We start from the raw sequence: 22,572 nt of genomic DNA, 5'->3' as shown, positions 1-22,572 counted from the left end.
GGCGCTCAGCGCGCGAGGAACCCGAGGAGCGCCCGGTTGAACTCCTCGGGGTGCGTGGTGTTCAGCCCGTGCGGACCGCCCTCGATCACGACGAGCTCCGCGCCATCGATGAGTTCGGCGGCGCGCTTGCCCGAGACCTCGAAGGGCACCGTGCCGTCGGAGTCGCCGTGAATGACGAGCGTCGGCACGGTGACCTTCGCCACGTCGCCGCGGAAGTCGGTCCGCCCGAACGCCGCGATGCAGTCCAGGGTGCCCTTCGGCGAGGCGAAGGCGGCGATCTGCTTCGCGTACTCGCGCTGCGGCTCGGAGACGAGGTCCGTCTTGTCCCCGGCGGCGAAGAACGCGGTGGTGAACCCGTCGAGGAACGCGAGGCGGTCGCCCTTCACGCCCGCCTCGAAGCTCGCGATCGTCGCGTCGTCGAGCCCGCCGTCGGGGTTGTCGTCGGACTTGTAGAGGTACGGCGGCACCGCGGCGGCCAGCACGGCCTTCGCGATCCGGTCGGTGCCGTAGCGCGCGATGTAGCGGACGACCTCGCCGCCGCCCATGGAGAAGCCGACCAGCGTGACGCCCCGCAGGTCGAGGTGCTGCAGCAGCGCGTCGAGGTCGGCCGTGAACCGGTCGTAGTCGTACCCACCCCACGGCTGCGAGGAGTCGCCGAAGCCGCGGCGGTCGTAGGTCACGACGCGGTGGCCGGCCTCGATCAGCGCGGGGACCTGCGCCTCCCAGGAGCGGCCGGAGAGCGGCCAGCCGTGGATCAGCACGACGGGCGCGCCCTCGCGCGGGCCGTGGTCCTCGTAGTACAGCTCGACGGGGGTGCCGTTCTCGGTGTCGACGGTGAGACGCGCCATGGGGCTCTTCCTCGGGTTCGGGTGGCGGCGGCCGGGGACGACCGCGCCTGTCGGGGGAACGCTCGCGACGACCGCGGCGGATGCGCCGGCGCGGCCGGGCGAGCAGCAACAGCCTACGGCCGGGGCGCCCCCGCGAAATTCGGCTGGCTGGCCGACCAGCCGTCACCGGGAGCGCGGGTGCGTCAGTCTCCCCGGCATCCGACACGGAGGAGAGAGCGCATGAGCGACCTGGATCTCAAGGGCAGGACCATCTTCATCTCGGGCGCGAGCCGGGGCATCGGCCTCGCGATCGCCCTGCGGGCCGCGCGGGACGGCGCGAACGTCGCGCTGATCGCGAAGACCGCGGAGCCGCACCCGAAGCTCGAGGGCACGGTCTACACCGCCGCGAAGGCGATCGAGGAGGCCGGCGGCCAGGCGCTGCCGATCGTCGGCGACATCCGCGACGAGGCCCAGGTCGAGGCCGCCGTCGCGCAGACCGTCGAGCGCTTCGGTGGCATCGACATCTGCGTGAACAACGCGAGCGCGATCAACCTCTCGTCGATCGACGAGCTCGACATGAAGCGCTACGACCTGATGCAGGACATCAACGTGCGCGGCACCTTCGCGGTCTCCAAGGCGTGCGCGCCGCACCTGCGCAAGGGCGTCAACCCGCACGTGCTCACCCTGTCGCCGCCGATCTCGCTCGAGAAGAAGTGGCTCGCCCCGCACACGGCCTACACGATCGCCAAGTACGGCATGACGCTCGTGGCGCTCGGCCTGGCGGAGGAGCTGCGCGAGGACGGCGTGGCCTCCAACGCCCTCTGGCCCCGCACGCTCGTGGCCACCGCCGCGGTGCAGAACCTGCTCGGCGGCGACGAGGCCATGCGCCGCGCCCGCACGCCCGACGTCTACGCCGACGCCGCCTACCACGTGCTCACCCAGCCCAGCCGCGAGTACACGGGCCAGGAGCTGCTCTGCGAGGACGTCCTCGTGTCCGCCGGCGTCACCGACCTCAGCGCCTACGCCCACGCGGGCGCGGACGCCGAGCTGGCGGTCGACCTGTTCGTCGACCAGGCGAACCCGCCCGCCCTGGGCTGAGCGGGTCCGCGCGCGGCGGCCCGGCCGCCGCGCGCGGGGCTAGGGTGGCCGCGTGCGTGCTCCCCGTCCCGTCCCCCGGCGTGCCCTCGTGGCCGCCTCCGTCGTCCTGGCCGGCGTCGCCCTGCCCACCGCGGCGCGGGCCGCGCCCGACGCGGTGGCCTCCCCCACCGTGGCCGGCCCGCCCGCGCTCGTGGCCTGGACGGCGGGCCGCAGCGTGTCCGTCGCCGGGCCGGACGGCGTGGGCCGCCGGGTCGTCGCCCGGTTGGCCCGCGGCCACCAGGCGGACCTCACCCTCAGCCGCGACGGGCGCCGGCTCGCGATCATGACGGAGGAATCCGTGAAGGTCGCGGACCTGACCGCCGGCGGCCCGCTTCGGACGCTGGCCCGGGGGAGGAACCTGAGCATCCCCCGGTGGTCGCCGGACGGGAGCCGCCTGCTCCTCGTGGGCGGGACGGTCCGCCTGTGCGACGTCGCCGCCCAGACGCCGTGCCGGAAGGTCGCGAGCCGCGCCGCCGACGAGTACGGCGCGACGTGGTCGCCCGACGGCACCCAGTTCGCCTACCTCCGCTCGAGCCCCCTCGCCGAGAAGACGGGGAGCAACGTCGGGGACGTCGTGCGGCAGGACGCCGCGGGCAAGGAGCACGTCCTGGAGCGGACGGTGCTCCGCGGCGCCCGTCTGACGTCCCCCGTGAGTCCCGTCTGGACCGCGCGCGGGCTGGCGTGGTCCGCGTGGACGTCGCAGTGGATGGACGACCGCATCACGCGCACCGCCACGCGGCTCCTGGCCCCGGACGGCCGGGTGCGCACGATCACCGCGGCCGACCGGGCCGGCGCGGCGCTCGTGCCGTTCACCCTCGTCTCGGACGCCCCCGGCGGCGACCTCATCGGCCTGCAGTACCGGGTGACCGCCGACGACGCCATCCGGTCCTCGACGCGCGTCATGCGTCTGTCCCCGTCGGGCGTGGTCCGGCCGTGGGGAGCGGAGCTCGCGAACGCGGACCAAGCCGGGTCGACCGGCGACGAGTACCTCGGCGCGCTGGCGGACGGCCGCATCGCCGTTGCCCGCGAGCGGACCAAGGATGGGCGCGACACGACGTCCGTGCACGTCGTGTCGCCCGGGGGCCCGCTGGGTCCGCCGCTGGCCGCCGGCAGCGCCGTCGCCGTGGCGACGGCCCACCCGAACGAGGCCATCGACTTCTGAGACCCGACGCCGGTCACCCGGGTCGGGGCGTGCCCCGCAGCGTGCGCTCCCGGCAGGCGGTGTCCGGCGACTAGGGTGGGCCCCGTGCGCGTGTCCCGTCCCGTCCCCCGGCGTGCCCTCGTGGCCGCCTCGGCCTGCCTCGCCTGCGTCGCCCTCCCGGCCACGGCCCGCGCCGCGCCCGACGCGGTCGCCACCCCCACCGTGGCCGGTCCGCCGGCGCTCGTCGCCTGGTCGTCCGGCCGCGACGTCCTCGTCGCCGGCCCCGACGGCGCCGGGCGGCGGGTGGTCGCCCGCCTGCGGAGCGAGCGGGATCTGGACTCCCTGACGCTCAGCGCGGACGGCCGGCGCCTGGCGCTCGTGACGTCGCGCTTCGAGAGCCTCTCGACGGCGTCCGACCTCATTCGCGCCGTCCGTGTGGCGGACCTCACCGCCGGTGGCCCGCTACGCACCCTGGCGCGCAACAGCTCGCACGAGATCGTCAGCTGGTCGCCGGACGGGCAGCGGGCGCTGCTGGTCGGCGACACGATCCGCCTCTGCGACGTCGCGGCCCAGACGCCGTGCCGGGGCGTCGCCCGGAACGTGCGGGGCAGGTACGGCGCGACGTGGGCCCCGGACGGGCTCCGGTTCGCGTACGTCAGGGCACAGGCCGGCCGACGGCCCCAAGGGCCCGCTCCCGAGGCGTCGAACCTCGTCGTGGGCGACGGTACGGGGCGCGAGCGCACCGTCGAACGCGAGCGGCGGTCGGGGCGTCGGGGCACCCTCACCGTGAATCCCGTGTGGACCGCTCGCGGCCTCGCGTGGACGACCCTGTCGGTGGCGTTCGCCGAGGACCTGCAGGACGCGCGGTTCACCCGCAGCTCCACCCGGCTTCTCGGCGCGGACGGACGGCGGCGCACCGTGGCCGCCTTGCCGGTCTCCCGGCGGACCATCCTCCCGTTCGTGCTGGCGTCGGACTCGCCGTCCGGCGAGCCGATCGGGGTCCGCTCGGTCTACCGGGGCACCGCGGAGGACTCGCTGGTGGACGAGCTCGTGCGGGTGACGCCGTCCGGGACGATCTCGCCGTGGGGACTCACCCTGGCCAACGACGTCCTCATCGATGGTGGCGTGCGCGACGAGTACCTCGGGACGCTCGCGGACGGCCGAGCCGCGGTCGCCCGGACGGTCGCGGAGCGCCGCAGCCCGTCGCGTATCGACGAGCCGCGCACGCCGGCGGACTGGAACGTGACGGTGCACCTCGTCGGTCCGAACGGGTCCCTGGGCCCGGTCCTCGCCTCGGCCTTCGGCGCCATCGCCGTCGCAACGCCGTACCCCGCGGCTCCCTAGGCGGTGGGACCAGCGGTCCCCGATCCTCCGCCCGCGAGCCCACACCGTCGGCCGGCGTCGCGGTGACGGCAGGGAGGCCGCCGTCCGGTCGAACCCGCGCCGGCCTCAGCGCAGCGCGACGGCGCCCGCGTGGGCGATGTCCCACGGGCCCAGGCCGGTGCGGCGCGTGAGCACGTCGAACTCGACGCGCTCCACGCGGTCCAGCACCCGGCCGTAGATCGCGCGGGCCACGCGCATGCCGCGGCGCATGGACGCCGGCACGTGGGCCTCGGCCTCGAGCGAGGTGGCGAAGAGCTCGCGGGCGCGGGCGACGTCGCGGGCGATGCGCTCGCGGATCTCCCGCGTCGCCTCGCCGCGGGCGAGGGCGCCCTCGTCGAGGCCGGGGAGGTAGACGCGGTCCATCTCCCAGTCCTCGCGCACGTCGCGGACGAAGTTCGTGAGCTGGAACGCCACACCGAGGCGGGCGAGCGGCTCCTCCCCGCCCGGCCGAGCGCCGAGGAGCGGGGCCATGAGGCGCCCGACCGTCGCGGCGCTGCCGTTCATGTAGCGGTCCAGCGACGCGTCGTCGGGGATCCGCACCCGGTCGTCGCAGTCCACCCGCATGGAGGCCATGTACGTGTCGAGCAGGTGCAGCGGCAGGCCGTGGCGGGCGCCGGCGTCGGCCAGGGCGGCGAGCACGGGGTGCGAGCTACGGCCCTGCTGCACGCCCTGCTCGAGCGCCGCCTGCCAGCCGTCGAGCGCGGCGCGCCGCTGCTCCGGTCCAGACAGCCGGTCGCGGCCGTCGACGATCTCGTCCGCCCCGCGGAGGAAGCCGTAGAGCGCGTGCACGGCGGGCCGGCTCGATCGCGGCAGGCGCGAGGTGGCGAGGAAGAAGGTGGGGTCGTGCCGGCGCTGCATGCGCCGGCAGCGCTCGTAGGCCGCGCGAACGGCGAGGTCGTGGTGGGCCTGGTCGATCACGCTGGCCCCATTCCTACCAGCAGGGGCGGCGCGGCGACACCACCCGGGGTGTCCGGCCCCGACGACCGTCGGCCGCCTACGGCCTACACCGTGACCGGCAGACCGCTGCGGACCCCCGGCCGGCCGCGAGCCTACGCGCCCGGCCCCGTGCCGCTCGGGGCGGCGCCCGCACCGGCCATCCGGATCGCCAGGAGCGGTCCTCCGACCGTCGCCTCCGGCGGCGACTTCAGCGTCTCCAGCGCCGCCGCCGTCCGCTCACGGAACAGCGCCACGTTGCGGAGCTTCACGTCCTCGTAGCCGCGGACGACGTCGGGGAGCTGCGCCAGCGCCACGACCTGCGCGGCGGTCTCCGGGCGCAGGTGGCCCAGCGCCTCGTCGACCGCGGCGCGGTACTCGTCGGGCAGGGCGCGCTCGACGCGGCGGACCTCGGCCCGGCCGAACGGGTCCAGCGGTGTGCCACGCAGGCGGCGGGCGCGGCGCAGGACGGAGAACGCCGGCATCACCCAGGCGCCCAGGGCGAGCTTGCGGTTCAGCCCCACGGAGCGCAGGAGCGGCGGCTGCAGCATGACCTTGACCTGCGCGTCCGGACCGAACTCGCGGGCGACGCGCTCGCGCTCGACGGGGTCGAGGTGCAGGCGGGCGATCTCGTACTCGTCCTTGTAGGCGACCAGCTTGTGCAGCCCCTGGGCGTAGGCCTTGGCGATCGGTCCCGACTCCGCACCGGTGGCCGCGCGCTCGGCGCCGGCCACACGGGCGACGTCGGCGACGTAGCGGCGGGCGCAGCGCAGGTCCTGGAACGCCACGAGCTCCGTGCCGCGCCGCAACACGAGGGCGGCGAGCTCGCCCGTCATGCCGGCGCGGTCGACGAGCGCCCGCACGCGCGGGTCGTCGGCGGGGCGCAGCTCGACGGCCGCAACCTTCGGGGCCTCGGCGGCGGCCCGCACCGCATCCGGGTCCGCGGCGGCGGCGCGGCCCCAGCGGAACGCGGCGAGGTTCTCGTCGACCGCGGCGCCGTTCAGGGCGATCGCCCGCTCGATGGCGTCGGCGGAGAGCGGCAGGCAGCCGTGCTGGAACGCGGCGCCGACGAGCAGCATGTTCGCCGGCATGTGGTCGCCGAACAGCGCCTCGGAGAGCCCGCCGGCGTCGATCCGCAGGCCGTCCTCGGCGCGCGTGGCGGCGTCGATGCGGGCCAGCGGGGTTCGGCTCGAGCCGAACCCCGCGGTCGGGTCGGTGACCATCGTCGCCGTCGGGGTGCGCGTGACGCTGACCACCGCGACGGTCCGGGTCGGATCGGCGGTGGCGAGCGTGTCGGCGGACGCGGCGCCGAGCAGGTCGAATCCGAGGAGGACGTCGGCGGTGCCGGCCGTCGCGCGCAGCTGGCCCTGGACCGGTGCGGCGCCGACGGCGCCGATGCGGACGTCGGAGATCACCGGTCCGCCCTTCTGCGCCAGGCCGATCTGCTCGAGCCCGGCGGCCGGCCGGCCCTCGAGGTGCGCGGCCATCTGCAGGATCTGCGAGATCGTCACGACGCCCGTGCCGCCCACCCCCGGGATACGGATGAGGACGTCCTCGGGCACGCGCCGCAGCGGCGCGCCGGGCACGACGGGAGGCGGGCCCTCGAGACCCGGCCGGGCGGGCTTGCGCGCCTTCCCGGGGATCACGGTGAGGAACGAGGGGCACTCGCCCTTCAGGCAGGTGGTGTCCTGGTTGCAGGACGCCTGATGGATCTGCGTCTTGCGGCCGAATTCCGTGTCGACGGGCTGCACGGAGAGGCAGGTCGACTTGTCGCCGCAGTCGCCGCAGCCCTCGCAGACGCGCTCGTTGATGACGATCCGCTCCGGCGGCGCGGTCAGCTTCCCCCGCTTGCGCAGGCGGCGCTCCTCCGTGGCGCAGCGGTCGTCGTGGATCAGCACCGTCACGCCCTCGACCGTGGCGAGCTCGGCGGCGACCTCCTGCAGGTCGTCGCGGTGGCGGACGACGGTGCCATCGGCCAGCGAGACGCCGTGGTAGCCCTCGGGCTCCGGCGTGGTCACGGCGACCCGGGCGACGCCCTCGAGCGTCAGCCAGCGCGTGAGGTCCGGGATGGAGAGCTGGCCCTCCGGGTGCTGGCCGCCCGTCATCGCGACGGCGTCGTTGTAGAGCAGCTTGAAGGTGATGTGCGCCCCGCCGGCCACCGCCGCGCGGATCGCGAGCGAGCCGGAGTGGTGGAACGTGCCGTCGCCCATGTTCTGGACCATGTGCGCGTCGTCCGTGAACGGCTGCAGGCCGAGCCACTGCGCGCCCTCGCCGCCCATCTGCGGCATGCCCAGCAGGGTGCCGCGGCGGTGGCCGCCCTCGTCCAGGGCGACCATCGTGTGGCAGCCGATGCCGACGCCGACGAGCGTGTCCTCGGGCGCGGCGGTCGAGACGTTGTGCGGGCAGCCCGAGCAGAAATACGGGGTGCGGCGCGGGAGCGGATCGGGGTCGGGCGTGGCCTGGCGCGCCAGGCGCTCGAGGCGCGCGCGGGTGCCGTCGGAGAGCTCGGCGGCGGGCAGGACGCGGCCCAGGGCGATCGCGACGTCGTCCGCGGTCAGGCCGCTGCGGGCGCTGAGCAGCGGGCGGCCCTCGGCGTCCTCCTTGCCCAGTACGAGGGGGGCGTCGGGCGTGCGGTAGAGCGCGTCGCGGACGAGCGGCTCGAGGAAGGGCAGCTTGTCCTCCACCACCAGCACCGTCTCGACGCCGCCGAGGAGCTCGCGGACGGCGCCCTTCTCCAGCGGCCACGGCACCCCGAGCTGCACGAGCCGGATCCCGAGCGCGTCGAAGCCGTCCTCGCCGATCCCCAGCTCGGTCAGGGCGCGGAGGACCGCCTGGTGCGCGAGCCCGGCCCCGACGATCGCGATCCGCGGGCGGGACGGCTCGTGGACGACGCGGTTCAGGCCCGCGGCACGCACGTACGCGTGGGTGCGGTCCAGGCGGGCGGTGGCGAGGTCGAGCTCGGCATCGAGGTTGAACGGCGGGAGCAGGACGGGCGCGTGGTGGCCCGCGCGCACCGGCAGGTCGGGCACGCGGGCGAGCACGTCGCCCACCTCGATGGTGGCGGTCGCGTCGGCGATGTCGGCCACGATCTTCAGGCCGGCCCACAGGCCGGCGTGGCGGGAGAGCGCGGCGGCGTGGACGCCGAAGGAGACGATCTCCCCGACCGTGCCGGGGGCCAGCAGCGGCATCACGAGGCTGCGGCAGAGCGCCTCGGACGCGCTGGGGACGGTCGAGGACTTCGCGGTCGGGTCGTCGCCGATCCACGCCACGACGCCGCCGAGCGGGGCGGTGCCCGAGACGTTGCCGTGGCGGATAGCGTCGGCGGCGCGGTCGAGGCCCGGGGCCTTGCCGAACCAGATCCCGGTGACGCCCTCGTGGCGCCGGCGGTCGAGCTGGCCCAGGAGCTGGGTGCCGGAGACCGCGGTGGCGGCGAGCTCCTCGTTCAGCCCCGCGCGGAAGACGACGCCGGCCGGATCGAGGTGGCGGCGCGCGCGGTGCATCTCGCGGTCGACCCCGCCGAGCGGGGAGCCCTGGTAGCCGGACACGAACACGCGCGTGTCGCGGCCGCGGGCCTCGTCCATCCGCCGCAGGTCCAGCGTGGAGCGCACGAGCGCCTGGATCCCGGTGAGGAGCACGCGCCCCTCGCCCGCCGTGTACTTGTCGTCGAGCGTGACGTCGTCGCGGAGCGGGGCGACCGTGCTCATGCGCCGACCGCCTCCTCGCCGGGGACGCCGGCACGTCGGCGCTCGCGCGCGTCGGCGATCCGCGCCAGCGCGACGGCCTCGGCGGCCAGCAGCGGCGTGCCCTCCGTCGCGTCGGCGTCGGCGAGGATCCCGGAGACGCGGCCGCCGATCGCCTCGACGGCGGCGCGCAGGCGCGGCTCGTCCCAGCCGACCCGCAGCGCGTGGATGTGGATGACGCCGCCGGCGTTGGCCACGAAGTCGGGCACGTAGACGATCCCGCGCGCGGCGAGGCGGTCTGCGTGGGCCCGGTCGCTCAGCGTGTCGTTGGCGGCGCCGGCGACGATCCGGCAGTCGAGGCGGTCGACCGTCTCGTCCGAGATCACGCGCGCGACGGCGCACGGGGCGTAGACGTCGCAGCGCGTGCCGATCACGGCGTCGGCGGGCACGGCCTCGCCGCCCAGCTCGGCGGCCAGCGCACGCGCGCGGGCGTCGTCGACGTCGGCGACGAGCACCGTCGCGCCGTCACCGGCCACGTGGCGGGCCAGCGCGGCGCCCACGTGCCCGGCGCCCTGCACGAGGACGCGCACCCCGTCGAGGTCCTCCCGGCCGTCGACGTGCCGCACCGCGGCGAGGATGGAGGCGCGGACGCCGAGCGCCGTCCACGGGGACGGGTCGTCGCTCGCGCACGAGACGGTGGCGCCGGCCGTGCCCATCGTGGCGAGGTCGCCCGTGGTGGTGCCCATGTCGACGCCGGGCAGGTAGAGGCCGCCGAGCCGCGCGACGAACCGGCCGAACGCCGCCATCAGGGCGTCGCGGTCGGGCTCGGCGCCGTTCTCGAGGATCACGGACTTGCCGCCCCCGTAGGGGAGGCCCGCCGCCGCGTTCTTGAGGGTCATGGCGGCGGCGAGCCTCTGCGCCTCGACGATCCCCGCGCGATCGTCGGCGTAGCGCTTGTACCGGACACCGCCCAGCGCAGGGCCGAGCGTGGTGTCGTCGATGGCGATCGCGGCGCGCAGCCCCGTCTCGTCGTCCCGGCAGAGCACGAGCTGCTCCGAGCGGAAGGGCTGGTCGTCGGTCGCGGTGAGGGCCGCGGCGACGTCGGGGGTGCGGACCGTGGTTGCCATGACCGTACGAGACACCCGTGACGGCGATCACGCAAGGTCTACGCTCGTTCCGAGCGCAAGGCGCTCGAAACCGCGCGTGCGTACGGGGGCTCTTGCGCGAATCGAGCGCGGCCGGGTACGGTCGCGGCATGCCCGTGATCCTCGACGACGTCGACCGCCGGATCCTGGCGCTCCTGCGCGAGGACGCGCGCCGGACGGTGACCGACATCGCGGCGCAGGTCAGCCTCTCCCCCGCGCCCGTCCGCCGGCGGATCGACCGGCTCGAGGAGCAGGGCGTCATCACGGGCTACACCGTCGTCGTCGACCCGGCGGCGCTGGGGCCGTCCGTCGAGGCCTACGTCGAGCTGCGCGTGGTGGGCAACACCGACGTGCAGGAGATCGTGGACTCCGCCCGGCGGATCCCGGAGGTCGAGGAGGTCGCCACCACCGCCGGCGACCCCGACGCGCTCGTCCGGATCCGGGTGGAGAACGTCGACCACCTCCAACGGGTGATCAACCGCCTGCGCCTGACGGGCCACGTCACCGGCACGAAGACCCTGATGGTCCTCGGCCGGTGGCGTCGCGCGCACTGAGCGGCGCGCCGCCCCCGGGGGAAGGCGCGCCGCCCCGGCGTACCGAGGACGACGCGCGGATCCCAGCGAGGGGCGCGTCGTCCTCCCGGGGAGCCACGCCTCCTCGGCGGACTCCCGCAGGTTCGAGGTCACGCCGTGGAGGCGGACTCCCACAGGTCGATGCCGCCGTCGACGGCGTGGGGCTCGATCGCGTCGAGCTCCTCCCGCGTGAACTCCAGGCGCTCGACGGCCGCGAGGCTGTCCTCGAGCTGCCGGACGCTCGAGGCGCCGATGAGCGCCGAGGTCACGCGCGGGTCGCGCAGCGTCCACGCGATCGCCATCTGCGCGAGCGACTGCCCCCGCTCCTGCGCGATGCCGTGCAGCGCGCGGATGTGGCCGAGGTTCTCGTCGCTCAGGAATTCCTGGGCCAGGGAGGAGCCGGCGGCCGCGCGCGAGCCCTCGGGGATCCCGTCGAGGTAGCGGTCCGTCAGCAGGCCCTGGGCCAGCGGAGAGAACGCGATGCAGCCCACGCCGAGCTCGCCCAGCGCGTCGAGGAGGCCGTGCTCGGGACGGCGGTTGAACATGGAGTAGTTCGGCTGGTGGATGAGCAGCGGCGTGCCGAGGTCCCGCAGGATCGCCTCGGCCTGGCGCGTGCGCTCCGGCGAGTAGGAGGAGATGCCGACGTAGAGCGCCTTGCCCTGCCGCACGGCCGCGTCGAGCGCGCCCATGGTCTCCTCGAGCGGCGTCGTCGGGTCGAAGCGGTGGGAGTAGAAGACGTCGACGTGGTCGACGCCCATCCGCTCCAGGCTGCGGTCGAGGCTCGACAGCAGGTACTTGCGCGAGCCGCCGTCGCCGTACGGGCCGGGCCACATGTCCCAGCCGGCCTTCGTCGAGATCACGAGCTCGTCGCGGTGGCCCGCGAAGTCCTCGCGCAGGATCCGGCCGAAGTTCGACTCCGCCGCGCCGGGCGGCGGCCCGTAGTTGTTGGCGAGGTCGAAGTGCGTCACCCCGAGGTCGAACGCGCGACGCAGGATCGCGCGCTGGTCCTCGATCGTCCGCTCGTCGCCGAAGTTGTGCCAGAGCCCGAGCGAGATCGCGGGCAGCAGCAGGCCGCTGTTGCCCGTCCGCCGGTACGGCGCCTGCTCGTAGCGGTCGGGGGCGAAGCCGTCGCTCACGCGTGCTTCCAGATCACGTACATCTTGCGGACGGTCTCGCGGACCTGCCAGCGGCCGCGCCACCCGTCGGGCGTGACGAACGAGACGCCGGGGCGCAGCTCGATCGTCGTGCCGTCCTCGCTCGTGATCGTGGCCTCGCCCTTCAGCACGAGCATGATCTCGCTGGCGCCGAACTTGTCGCCGGCGAACTCGCCCGGGGTGACCTCCCAGACGCCGCTCTCGACGACGTCGTCGGAGTAGAGCTCGGTGAGGAACGCCTTCGGCTCGCCCTCGCGGACGTCGTCGAGCTCGTGCTCCGTGTTGAGCTCGAGCGTGAGCATGTCGGGGTTGGCGACCAGGGCGGGCGTGTTCGGGGTGCTCATGGGGTCCTGTCGGTGTCGGGTGCGTAGGAAGACGAGGGACGTCCGCCCCGAGAGCGCAGCGCGCCGGGCGGACGTCGATCCGGGGCGGGGCCCGGACCGGTCACCCCGGGCGCGGTCGCGCCCGGGGCGGAGCGGGCCGCCGGCTACTTGGCGCCGAGGCCGGTGATGCGGTCGATCGCGCCGATCCAGCGCGGGGTGCGGCCCTTGCGGGCGGCGACGCGGTCGGCCAGGCCGTAGGCCGTGTCGCCCATGCGGGCGCCGATGCGGACGAGCGGGTCGCGCGGCCACTCCGGGGAGGGGTGGTTGATCCACGGGTAGCGGACGAGCTCGGAGTCGCGGCGCAGGATGAGGTCGGTCATCGTGCGCGCCGCGAAGTTCGACGCGCAGACGCCGTCGCCGTAGCCGCCGGCCCACGTCACGCCGCGCTGGGGCTCGTGGCCGACGATCGGCGCCCAGTCGCGCGTGGCGCCCCAGACGCCGCCCCAGAAGTGGGTGATCGTCGCGTCGGCGGCCGCGGGCAGCATCTCGGCGAGGGCGACGCGCAGCATCTCGTGCACGCGCGGATCGAGGATCTCGGCCTCGTCCAGCCCCTTCTGCTTGGGCTGGAACCCGCCGCGGCCGCCCATGGCGATGCGGTCGTCCGTGGTGCGCTGGCAGTAGACGTTGCGGTTGAGCGCGTCGCCCCACACCTCGCCGCCCTCCCAGCCGCCGAGCGCGTCGAAGACCTCGGGCGGGAGCGGCTCCGTGGCGATGATCTGCGAGGTGATCGGCTGGATCCGCCGGCCCTCCGTCGGGATCTGGGGCGTGTAGCCCTCCGTGCCCCGGACGACGTGCTCGCAGCGGACGTCGCCGCGCTTCGTGTGCACGACGCCGCGCTCGATCCCGGTCACCTCGGTGCCCTCGTAGATCGTCACGCCCATGCGCTCGACCACGTCGGCGAGACCGCGAGCCAGCTTCGCCGGCTGCACGCGGGCGCAGTAGGGCTCGAACTTCGCGCCCAGGGCGCCGCGGACGACGACGCGCTGCGCGAGCTCCTCGGCGCTCAGCCACTGCGAGAACTCCTCGTCGAAGCCCTTCGCGCGGTCCTCGGCGACGCCGGCGCGCATCGCCTTCGCCTGCTCGAAGGTGCGCGCCACGTTCAGCGCGCCGCCCTTGACGAACCCGGCGTCGATGCCCTCCTCCACCAGGACGTCGCCGATCACGTCGACCGTCCGGTAGTTCTCCTTCTTCATCTCGAGCGCGGCCTCGCGCGTGCTGCCGTTCTTGGCGTAGCCGTCGACGGACCCGTTGAGGTGGCCGTAGCACCAGCCGCCGTTGCGACCCGAGGCGCCGTACGAGGCGATGTGCTTCTCGAGCACCGCGATCCGCAGCGAGGGATCGGCCTTCTTCAGGTAGTAGGCGCTCCACAGGCCGGTGAACCCGGCGCCCACGATGGCGATGTCGACGTCGGTCGGGCCCGGCAGCGCGGGCCGCGGCGTGAGGTCGCCCGCCTGCTCGAGCCAGAGGCTGATCCCGGCGTACTGGGGCGCGGAGGTTCCGGACATGAGGAGCACGCTACCAGGGTTCTGATAGCGCTACCAGTCTCTTTGTTCCGGGCCCTGGCGGTGCTTCACCCCGCCTCGCGGCGCCACACCGGGACGGCGAGGTCCGCACCGCCCCCACGGCGGGCGGGCTGGCGGTTCTCGCTCGCCGGGCGATACGCCCCGACTCCACGACGAGCGCCGGCGGCCGGCTAGCGACCGTTCCCATGCTGCCCTGCCGTACAGTGCACACGGACGGTCCGACGCCCACAAGGCGCACGCCAAACCCTTGGAGGTCAGGACATGAAGACCACAGCGCGAACGATCGTGGCACTGCTGTTGTGCGGCGCCATCGTCATCGGAGCGGACCCCTCGCCCGCACCGGCCGCGTCGCGGAGTGCCACGTGCACGGCGGATCGCCGCACGATGGCGAACGCGTCGAGCGCGTTCTTCGTGTTCACCAAGCGCGTCGGCGGCGGCGACGTCTACTACGCGTGCCGGTGGGGTGGAAAGCGCCCGCTCCGCATCGGCGCCGTGGACTACCCGGACGAATCATCTGCAGGCGTCGATGCTGCCGGCCCGTACGCCGTGATGGGCCGTAGCACGTGTCCGAAGATCGACGTCGCCGGATGCAGCGGAGAGATCCGGGTCATCGACGTCGCGAAGCGCCGGGTGCGCGGGACATGGCGCCTGCCCGACGACTCGCTGCATCTCGGTGCGATAGAGGTGATGGCTTCGGGCGCTGTCGCATGGACCCACACGGTCTACCCGGACTACCCCACTCGCGAGAGCGCGGTGGTGTCCGTCTACTCCATGGACCCTGGGGGCCGCGTGCGAGTGCTCGCGACAGGCAACCAGATCGAGCAGTACTCCCTCGCGATCGGGAGTGCACCATCCGCGCCGCGTCCGAGCGGCTACGGCGGGGCGTTCGCCCCGGTCGCGTACTGGACCGAGGCTGACTCGCCACGGTCCGCTCTTCTTCCTTGAACCTGACCGCCGGGGTCCACGGCCCCCGCCACCCCCGCCGATAGGCTCCCCCGCGGATGAGCAAGGACGCGGGCCGGCCGGCCGCCACGCCGACCGTCAACGACGTCGCCCGCGAGGCCGGCGTGTCCTTCGCCACCGCCGCCCGCGCGCTGGGCGACTACGGCTACGTCAGCGCGAAGGCGAAGGAGAAGGTCGAGGCCGCCGCGGCCGCGCTCGGGTACCGCCGCAACGACGTCGCCCGCGCCCTGGCGTCGGGTTCCACCCGCACCGTCGGCCTGGTGGTCGGCGACATCGAGAACCCGTACTTCGCGGCCGTCTCGCGCGGCGTGGCCGACGTGCTCGAGCCCGAGGGCTACACGCTGCTGCTGGCCAACTCGGACGAGGACCCGGAGCGCGAGGCGCGGGCGATCGAGGCGTTCAGCACCCGGGTCGACGCGCTCGTCGTCGCCCCCTCCCGCTCGTTCGGCGAGGGCCGCACGCAGGCCGTCGGCAAGCCGCTCGTGCTGCTGGACCGCACCGTCCGCGGGCTCGACGTCGACAGCGTCGGGGTCGACAACGCGGCCGCCGCCGGCCGGGCCGTCCGCCACCTGCTCGAGCTCGGTCACGAGCGGATCGGCGTGGTCTCCGCCCCCGGCGACATCTCGTCGACCTCGCAGCGCCTGAAGGGATTCCGCGCCGCGCTGCGTGACGCGGGGATCGAGCCGGACGAGTCGCTCATCGCCCACGGGCACTCCGGCAACGGCGACCCCGAGGACGCCGCGATGCGCTTGCTCGACCGCCCCGACCGCCCGACCGCGGTCTTCGCCACCGAGAACTTCATGACGAGCGGCACCCTGCGCGCCGTCCGCCGCCTGGGCCTGCGGATCCCGGACGACCTCTCGCTCGTCGCGTTCGACGACACGGACTGGCTCCCCCTCATCGAGCCGCCGATCACCGTCGTCGCGCAGCCCGTGGTCGAGCTGGGGCGCCGCGCCGCCGGCCTGCTGCTCGAACGCCTGCGCGGCGCGACGGGTCCCGGTCGGCGGGTTCGTCTGAGCACGGAGCTCGTGGTGCGCGGCTCCTGCGCAGCACCCCGCGCGCGTTAGCAGCTCCCCCGCCGGCCGGTACCACCCGCCGGCCAGGAGTTCCGGTGTGAGAGCGGTATCAATTCGCGCTTGCAGCCCCGTGACCTCGCTGTTACCTTGCCCGAAACCGGTTGCTGGAACCGGTTACGTGAAGCGGACCACAGACCGTCTTACCGGCGGTCGCGACGAGGGGCAGGGACACGCGGATGAGCGTGGAGACGGAGTTCGACGTGCGGTTTCGCGGGGTCACGAAGCGCTTCGGCGGTGTCGTGGCGGTCGACGATCTGGACCTGGACGTGCGCAAGGGCGAGTTCCTCTCGCTGCTGGGCTCGTCCGGATGCGGCAAGACGACGTCCCTGCGGATGATCGCCGGGTTCGAGCAGCCCACCTCGGGCTCGATCCTGATCGGCGACGACGACGCCGTCGGCGTCCCGCCGTACCGCCGCGACGTCAACACGGTCTTCCAGCACTATGCGCTGTTCCCGCACATGACCGTGCTGGACAACGTGGCCTACGGCCTGAAGCAGCGGGGCGTCGAGAAGGCGGAGCGCCGCAAGCGCGCCCAGGCCGCCCTCGATCTCGTGCACCTCGAGGGCCGCGAGGGCCGCAAGCCCCGCGAGCTCTCCGGCGGCCAGCAGCAGCGCGTCGCCCTGGCCCGCGCGCTCGTCATGGAGCCCCGCGTGCTGCTCCTCGACGAGCCGCTCGGCGCGTTGGACCAGCAGCTCCGCAAGGACATGCAGGTCGAGCTCAAGCGCATCCAGCAGGAGGTCGGCATCACGTTCGTCTACGTGACGCACGACCAGGGCGAGGCGATGTCGATGAGCGACCGCATCGCGGTCATGTGCAACGGGAAGATCGAGCAGCTCGACGCGCCCGAGGTCGTCTACGACCGCCCCTCCTCCGCCTTCGTCGCCGGCTTCATCGGCGAGATGAACACCATGGCGGGCACCGTCCGCGGCGTCTCCGGTGGCGTGGCGACGATCGACGTCGCCTCCGGCACCGTCGCCGCGCCCGTCGACGGGGTCCACCCCTCCGGCGACGTCCTCGTCGGCATCCGGCCGGAGAAGGTCCGCGTCGTCGCCGATCTCGACGGCCCCAACCGGGTCGCCGCCACCGTCGTCACCCGGCTGCAGCTCGGCAGCCAGATCCAGCTCGTCGCCGAGATGGCCGACGGCACCACCCTCACCGCCGTCGTCCCCCGCGCCGGCACGGACGCCGACGTGGACGACCTCGTCCCGGGCGACCACATCCACCTCAGCTGGTCGGCCAGCGCCCCGATCCTGCTCGCCGCGTAGCGCCCGGGCACCCACGAAGGAGACCACCATGAAGCACGGCAACGACGAGATCCGGGTCCTGGCCCCGGAGTCCATGAAGCCTCGTATGGATCGCCTTGCGAGCCTCTCGCGGCGTTCCATGAAGGACCACGGCCTGCAGGTCTCGCGCCGCGAGGCCCTCGGCCTCGGCGCCCTGGCGACGATGGTGCTGGCCGGTTGCGGCGGCGGATCGGGCGGCGGTACGAGCACGAAGGCCGCGGCCTCCGGCCTGGCCGGCAAGCCGCTCGAGAGCGACCTGCTGATCTACAACTTCGCCGACTACGTCGACCCGAAGGACATCAAGGCCTTCATGAAGGCCAACGCCGGCACGACGGTCAAGGAGACGTACTACGCCTCGACCGACGAGATGGAGGCCAAGGTCAAGGCCGGCGGCGGCGACTACGACATCATCGTCCCGGGCCAGAACTCCATCCCCGCCCTCGGCCAGGCCGGGCACCTGCGCGAGCTCGACCACTCCCTGCTGCCGAACCTGAAGAACCTGGACCCGGCGTGGAAGGACCTGGACTACGACAAGGGCAACAAGTTCAGCGTCGTCAAGAACTGGGGCTACACCGGGTTCTACTACCGCAACGACGTCCTGGACACGCAGCCCAAGACGCTCATGGAGTTCTTCGAGGCGCTGCCCGCAGCCGCCGCGAAGGGCCGCACGAACATGCTCGAGGGCACCACGCTGATCATCGGCAACGCCATGATCGCCATGGGCCTGAACCCCGACAGCGAGGACCCGGCCGACTACGACAAGGCGGTCAAGTTCCTCCAGCCGCTCGCGAAGTCGATCAAGACCCTCGACGCGTCGACGTACCAGGCCGACAGCGAGGCCGGCAAGATCGTCCTCGGCCAGGGCTGGAGCACCGACATGGCGAAGATCGCCGTGGCCAACAAGGACGTCACGTGCGTGGCGCCGGACGGCCCGGCCGAGCGCTGGGCCGACAACTGGTGCATCCTCGCCGACGCGAAGGCCCCGGTCGCCGCGCACGCCTGGATCAACTACGTGCTCGACCCGAAGGTCGACCTGCGCGAGATCAAGTTCACCGGTGCGGCCACGCCGAACGCGAAGACGTGGGAGCTCCCCGGGGCCCAGGAGATCCGCGACAACCCGCTGGTGAACGTGCCGTCGGAGAAGATCCAGAAGTACACGTTCATCCTCTCGCCGACCCCGAAGGTCCTGAACCTCCGACAGCAGGCCTACGAGAAGTTCCGGGCGACGCGGTGAGCACACCGGACCTGCAGACCGGCCCGGACGTGAGCACCACGTCCGCGCCGTCCCCCACGCCGCCGCCCCCCGCGGCGGCGGTGGGCGGGGCCAAGCCCCGCCGCCGCGGCGGCAAGGCCACCGGCCCGCGCTACCCCGCGTGGCTGGCCGCCCCGCTGCTGACGTACTACCTCGTCATCTTCGTCGCCCCGCTGCTGCTGCTCGTCGCGTTCGCGCTGGCGACGCAGGCCGACAGCTTCGCGGGCGAGCAGTACGCGTTCGGGTTCAACCTCTCGAACTTCGAGGCGGTCTTCGACGGCCTGTACCTCGACGTCTTCGTCCAGACCTTCCTGCTGGCCGCCGGCGGCACGCTGGCGACGGTGCTCGTCGGGTTCCCGCTCGCCTACTGGATGGCGCGGCACGTCAGCTCGAAGCGCAAGATGCTCGTCGTCCTGCTCGTGATGATCCCGTTCTGGACGTCGTTCCTGATCCGCACGTTCGCGTGGAAGCTGATCCTCGACGGCAACGGCGCCTTCGCCGGGGCACTGGGCATCGACATCCTCTACACGTGGAAGGCCATCCTCATCGGCCTCGTCTACGGCTACCTCCCGCTCTTCGTCCTGCCCGTCTACGCCTCGCTCGAGCGCATGGACTGGACGCTCGTCGACGGCGCGAAGGACCTCGGGGCCACGCCCTGGCGCGCCTTCCGCCAGATCACCCTCCCCCTGACCCGCCCGGGCATCATGGCCGGCACGCTGCTCGTCTTCATCCCGATGGCCGGCGAGTACGTCATCCCGCAGATGCTCGGCGGCGGCCGCTTCCTGTTCATCGGCAGCGTCATCCAGGGGCAGTTCATCGGCGCCTCGAACTGGCCCTTCGGCTCGGCGGTCTCGATCGCCCTGATGCTGATCCTGTCCGCGTTCGTGGTGCTCTACGTCGTGTCGGCCCTGAAAGAGGAGCAGTTCGGTGAATGACTCCGCGACCCGCCGCCGGCTGCTGACCGGCTGGGGCATCCTGGTACTGCTGTTCCTGTACCTGCCGATCGCCGTCGTGATCGCCTACTCGTTCAACGCGAACGAGGCGGTCTCGAACTGGACGGGCTTCACGCTGGACTGGTTCACCCGCGCGTGGGAAACCCCGCGCTACCAGAAGGCGCTGGGCCTCTCGCTCAAGATCGCCGTGCTCAACGCGATCATCGCGACGCTGCTGGGCACCGCCGCGGCGCTGGCCCTGGGTCGGGCGCGCTCGAAGTGGAAGGTCCCCTTCAGCGTCCTGGTGTTCCTGACGCTCGTCGTCCCGGAGATCGTCATCGCGGTCGCCTCGCGCATCTTCTTCGTGAAGGCGCACGAGGGCTTCTCGTTCTTCCCGTCGCTGGGCTGGAAGACGATCCTGATGGCGCACGTCGTCTGGAGCTCGGCGGTCGTCGTGCTCATCGTCCGCTCGCGGTTCACGGGCATGGGCAGCTCGCTCGAGGAGGCCAGCTTCGACCTCGGGGCCGGACCGGTCAAGACGTTCGTGCAGGTCACCCTGCCGCGACTGCTGCCCGCCATCGTGGCCGGCGCGCTGCTGTCCTTCACGATGTCGTTCGACAACTACGTGCTCTCGGTGTTCACCGCCTCGGGCGACAACGAGACCTGGCCGATGGCCGTCTTCAACGACGTGCGCTTCGGCGTCACGCCGGCGGTCAACGCCATCTCGACCGTGATGTTCCTGGTCGTGGCGGCCGGCGTGGCCGGGGCGATGTGGTTCGTGACCCGCAAGAGCGGGGAGCCGGCCGATGGCCGCGGCTGACGGGGTCCCGGTGCGCCGACGCGCACCGGGACGCCGCCCCTCCGGACGGGCGACGATCGCCGACGTCGCCCGCGAGGCGGGCGTGTCGAAGGCGACCGTCTCCCGCGCCCTCAACGCCCCCGAGTCGGTGCACCCGGAGACGCGGGACCACGTGCTGTCGGTCGTCAACGAGCTCGGCTTCGCGCCGAACCTCAACGCCCGCAGCCTGACCACGGGCCGCACGCTCGTGATCGGCGTCGTCGTCTCCGACATCCAGGTGCCCTTCTTCACCTCGGTCGCCCGTTCGATCCAGAACGTGGCCCACGAGGCGGGCTACCTGACCCTGCTGGGCAACTCGGACGAGCGCCCCGAGGTCGAGGACGAGCTCGTCCGGGCGTTCGCCGCCCGGATGGTCGACGGTCTCATCGTGACCCCGGCCGCGGGCGACAACGCGGCGCTGCGCCAGGTCGCCGCGGCGATCCCCGTCGTCACCCTCGACCGCATCGTGCACGGCGTCCCGGGCGCGCGGATCGTGTCGGACAACCACGCGGGAGCGCTGAACGCGACCCGGCACCTGCTGGGCCTCGGCCACCGCTCCATCGCGTACCTGTCCTCGCCGTTGAACAAGAGCTCCGCGGTCGAGCGCTACCGGGGCTACCGGGACGCGCTCGAGGAGGCCGGGGTGCCGTTCGACCCCCGGCTGCTGCGGGCAGGCGACTACCACGTCGACACCGTGACCCGCGAGGCCACCGAGCTGCTGACGGAGGCGAAGCCCACCGCCACGCTGACGTCGGAGGCCAGCGTCACCATGGGCGTCCTCCGGGCCGCCCAGGGCCTCGGCCTGCGCGTCCCCGACGACCTCTCCGTCCTGGGCTTCGACCCGCTCGAGCTGACCTCGCCCGAGCTGACCGTCGTCTGCCAGGACACGGAGCGCCTGGGCGCCGAGGCGATGCGCCGGCTCGTCCGCCGCCTCGTCCCGGCCGACGGCGACGGCGACGACCCCACGGCCGTCGACCTCGTCCGCGTCCCGACGCGCCTCACCGTGCGCGACTCCTGCGCCCCGCCGGCGGGGCATTGAGTACGGGCCCCGCCCCGAGCTTCTCGGGGCGGGGTGGGCGGTAGGAGGCGGGGGCTACTCCGTGCGGTGGTGCGTCAAAGCCCCAGGACCCGACGTTGCGTGCCATTCAGTGCTGCGCGGGCGACGTCCTCATCGCCCTCGTCACCGGTGAGGGAGATCGGAAGAACCGCCACGAGCCCGCCCTGGGGCGCGTCGTCGAGCTCGAGCCCGGCGTTGATCGCGCGACAGGCCTCGACCACGAGCAGCTCTCCCCGCGTCACCCCATCGGGCAGTCCGGCCGGGCCGTCCCACAGCGACGGACCGGTGGCCCTCGCGTCCCACGCGTCCTCCGTCATCCACCGATGCGCGCCCCGCGGCGGATCGATGACCATGGACCAATCGAAGAACTCCAGGCCCTCACCGGCAGCGCGCATGCGGCCCCACGTCTCCAGCGACTCCGCCCGCACGCCGCCGACCCGGCCCGCACCGGCATCGCCGCCGTCCGGCGTCCCCGGTGCCGCGATCGGCACGGCGACGACGTAGGGCTCACGGGCCCCGAACCCCGTGTCGATCTCCGGGAGTCGTTCGCGGATCGCCGCCTCGATCACCGCGCGGATCGCGGCGTCGCCCGGCGGCGTCATGCTCGGCTCGGAACCTCCCGCCGCCGGCCCAGGCGCCGACGGTCGTCCCGCATCCAACCCAAGCCGACTGGCCTGCGTCCCGTCGACGGCCAGGGCCAGCAGCGCGAGGGTCCGCAACCCGTCGTCGCCCACGAAGACGGGAAGGACCGCAACGACTCCCGGCGCGGAAGCTCCGCTCTCAATATGCGCCAGCTCCTGGTTGACCGCACCGCAGGCGGCTACGGCAAGCCACTCACCCCAGGTCGGGCGCCCGGGAAACCGCTCCAGGCCGATCTCGCCCGCCGGGTCCTCCGCGACGGCATCCCACGCACCCTGGGGGAGCAACGTGTCGGCGTTCCAGCTCGTCTGCACTTCGAAGGGGTCCCCCAGGAGGTGCAACTCCAGCCCCTCGCTCTCCACGATCTCGTCGGCGGTCAGCTCGACCCACTCAACCACCGCCCCGGCCCGCGCCTCCTTGAAACCCGCGGGCCCGCGTCCGGCCTCGAACTCGAACACGAGCACCCGCGGTTCCTCCCGATCCACAGCGGCGATCGCATCGTCGATGATCTCCGCAGCGAGCGACACGGCCCGCACCAGCTGTTCTGCGCCAAGCCTCAATGGATGTCCCTCTTTCGGAGCCGAACCCGCCGTCTCGAAGCAGCGTCTTCGCTGTTCTCACGCGGGTGTACAGCGCAGCCCCATCGCGGGGCTC

General features: G+C 73.5%; 19 protein-coding genes. 11 read left to right on the top strand and 8 right to left on the bottom strand.

Annotated elements, in window-relative coordinates; translation table 11 throughout:
• Positions 1 to 5: 5 nt before the first annotated feature.
• On the bottom strand, positions 6 to 848 hold the full coding sequence (locus F593_RS0106255; RefSeq protein WP_022927902.1) for an alpha/beta fold hydrolase: 843 nt from the start codon (positions 846 to 848) through the stop codon (positions 6 to 8).
• A 228-nt stretch (positions 849 to 1,076) separates the two neighbouring features.
• Between F593_RS0106255 and F593_RS0106250 the strand changes: the two genes are divergently transcribed.
• From F593_RS0106250 to F593_RS0106240, 3 genes are all read left to right on the top strand, one after another.
• Entirely contained in the window at positions 1,077 to 1,925 is an 849-nt protein-coding gene (locus tag F593_RS0106250) for an SDR family oxidoreductase (protein ID WP_028721483.1), read from the top strand.
• 52 nt (positions 1,926 to 1,977) lie between these two features.
• The gene (locus F593_RS0106245; protein WP_022927900.1) at positions 1,978 to 3,126 is read left to right on the top strand and encodes a TolB-like translocation protein; all 1,149 of its coding nucleotides are present in this window, start codon (positions 1,978 to 1,980) and stop codon (positions 3,124 to 3,126) included.
• A gap of 84 nt (positions 3,127 to 3,210) precedes the next feature.
• Positions 3,211 to 4,449 carry a TolB family protein gene (locus F593_RS0106240; RefSeq protein WP_022927899.1) on the top strand — a complete coding sequence of 413 codons (1,239 nt, stop codon included), beginning with the start codon at positions 3,211 to 3,213 and terminating at the stop codon, positions 4,447 to 4,449.
• 105 nt (positions 4,450 to 4,554) lie between these two features.
• On the opposite strand, the gene F593_RS22900 is transcribed toward F593_RS0106240, so the two are convergent.
• The 3 genes from F593_RS22900 to F593_RS22890 form a co-directional block, all read right to left on the bottom strand.
• The gene (locus F593_RS22900; protein WP_022927898.1) at positions 4,555 to 5,406 is read right to left on the bottom strand and encodes a phytoene/squalene synthase family protein; all 852 of its coding nucleotides are present in this window, start codon (positions 5,404 to 5,406) and stop codon (positions 4,555 to 4,557) included.
• Positions 5,407 to 5,537: 131 nt separating this feature from the next.
• On the bottom strand, positions 5,538 to 9,125 hold the full coding sequence (locus tag F593_RS22895; protein ID WP_022927897.1) for an indolepyruvate ferredoxin oxidoreductase family protein: 3,588 nt from the start codon (positions 9,123 to 9,125) through the stop codon (positions 5,538 to 5,540).
• The gene (locus F593_RS22890; RefSeq protein ID WP_022927896.1) at positions 9,122 to 10,228 is read right to left on the bottom strand and encodes a Leu/Phe/Val dehydrogenase; all 1,107 of its coding nucleotides are present in this window, start codon (positions 10,226 to 10,228) and stop codon (positions 9,122 to 9,124) included. The genes F593_RS22895 and F593_RS22890 overlap by 4 nt, the downstream gene beginning before the upstream one ends.
• A 128-nt stretch (positions 10,229 to 10,356) precedes the next feature.
• On the opposite strand from F593_RS22890, the gene F593_RS0106220 reads away from it, so the two are divergent.
• Positions 10,357 to 10,800, top strand: a complete 444-nt coding sequence (locus tag F593_RS0106220) for an Lrp/AsnC family transcriptional regulator (protein ID WP_022927895.1) — start codon at positions 10,357 to 10,359, stop codon at positions 10,798 to 10,800.
• A gap of 128 nt (positions 10,801 to 10,928) precedes the next feature.
• Here F593_RS0106220 and mgrA read toward each other — a convergent pair whose 3' ends face one another.
• From mgrA to F593_RS22880, 3 genes are all read right to left on the bottom strand, one after another.
• Positions 10,929 to 11,954: an L-glyceraldehyde 3-phosphate reductase gene (mgrA, locus tag F593_RS0106215; RefSeq protein ID WP_022927894.1), complete on the bottom strand. Its 1,026-nt coding sequence runs from the start codon at positions 11,952 to 11,954 to the stop codon at positions 10,929 to 10,931.
• Positions 11,951 to 12,316, bottom strand: coding sequence for a cupin domain-containing protein (locus F593_RS22885; protein ID WP_022927893.1), 366 nt, complete (start codon positions 12,314 to 12,316; stop codon positions 11,951 to 11,953). The genes mgrA and F593_RS22885 overlap by 4 nt, the downstream gene beginning before the upstream one ends.
• Positions 12,317 to 12,459: 143 nt before the next feature.
• Entirely contained in the window at positions 12,460 to 13,860 is a 1,401-nt protein-coding gene (locus F593_RS22880) for an NAD(P)/FAD-dependent oxidoreductase (RefSeq protein WP_022927892.1), read from the bottom strand.
• A 279-nt stretch (positions 13,861 to 14,139) separates the two neighbouring features.
• Between F593_RS22880 and F593_RS0106195 the strand changes: the two genes are divergently transcribed.
• The 7 genes from F593_RS0106195 (at position 14,140) to F593_RS0106165 (ending at position 21,261) form a co-directional block, all read left to right on the top strand.
• Positions 14,140 to 14,823, top strand: coding sequence for a hypothetical protein (locus F593_RS0106195; RefSeq protein WP_157251612.1), 684 nt, complete (start codon positions 14,140 to 14,142; stop codon positions 14,821 to 14,823).
• 56 nt (positions 14,824 to 14,879) lie between these two features.
• On the top strand, positions 14,880 to 15,908 hold the full coding sequence (locus tag F593_RS22875; RefSeq protein WP_022927889.1) for a LacI family DNA-binding transcriptional regulator: 1,029 nt from the start codon (positions 14,880 to 14,882) through the stop codon (positions 15,906 to 15,908).
• A 185-nt stretch (positions 15,909 to 16,093) separates the two neighbouring features.
• Complete coding sequence (locus F593_RS22870) at positions 16,094 to 17,182, top strand: ABC transporter ATP-binding protein (RefSeq protein WP_022927888.1); 1,089 nt, start codon at positions 16,094 to 16,096, stop codon at positions 17,180 to 17,182.
• Between the two features lie 28 nt (positions 17,183 to 17,210).
• On the top strand, positions 17,211 to 18,434 hold the full coding sequence (locus F593_RS0106180) for a polyamine ABC transporter substrate-binding protein (protein ID WP_084629530.1): 1,224 nt from the start codon (positions 17,211 to 17,213) through the stop codon (positions 18,432 to 18,434).
• 29 nt (positions 18,435 to 18,463) lie between these two features.
• Complete coding sequence (locus tag F593_RS0106175; protein ID WP_157251610.1) at positions 18,464 to 19,387, top strand: ABC transporter permease; 924 nt, start codon at positions 18,464 to 18,466, stop codon at positions 19,385 to 19,387.
• A complete protein-coding gene (locus tag F593_RS0106170; RefSeq protein WP_022927885.1) occupies positions 19,380 to 20,204 on the top strand; it encodes an ABC transporter permease in 825 nt (274 codons plus the stop codon). The genes F593_RS0106175 and F593_RS0106170 overlap by 8 nt, the downstream gene beginning before the upstream one ends.
• Positions 20,205 to 20,214: 10 nt before the next feature.
• Positions 20,215 to 21,261: a LacI family DNA-binding transcriptional regulator gene (locus F593_RS0106165; protein ID WP_169449155.1), complete on the top strand. Its 1,047-nt coding sequence runs from the start codon at positions 20,215 to 20,217 to the stop codon at positions 21,259 to 21,261.
• 74 nt (positions 21,262 to 21,335) lie between these two features.
• On the opposite strand, the gene F593_RS0106160 is transcribed toward F593_RS0106165, so the two are convergent.
• Complete coding sequence (locus F593_RS0106160) at positions 21,336 to 22,445, bottom strand: hypothetical protein (protein ID WP_157251608.1); 1,110 nt, start codon at positions 22,443 to 22,445, stop codon at positions 21,336 to 21,338.
• Positions 22,446 to 22,572: the final 127 nt, after the last annotated feature.

It is taken from the genome of Patulibacter americanus DSM 16676 (assembly GCF_000420025.1).
Taxonomy (GTDB): domain Bacteria; phylum Actinomycetota; class Thermoleophilia; order Solirubrobacterales; family Solirubrobacteraceae; genus Patulibacter; species Patulibacter americanus.
This window is presented reverse-complemented; position numbering and strand designations above follow the sequence as displayed.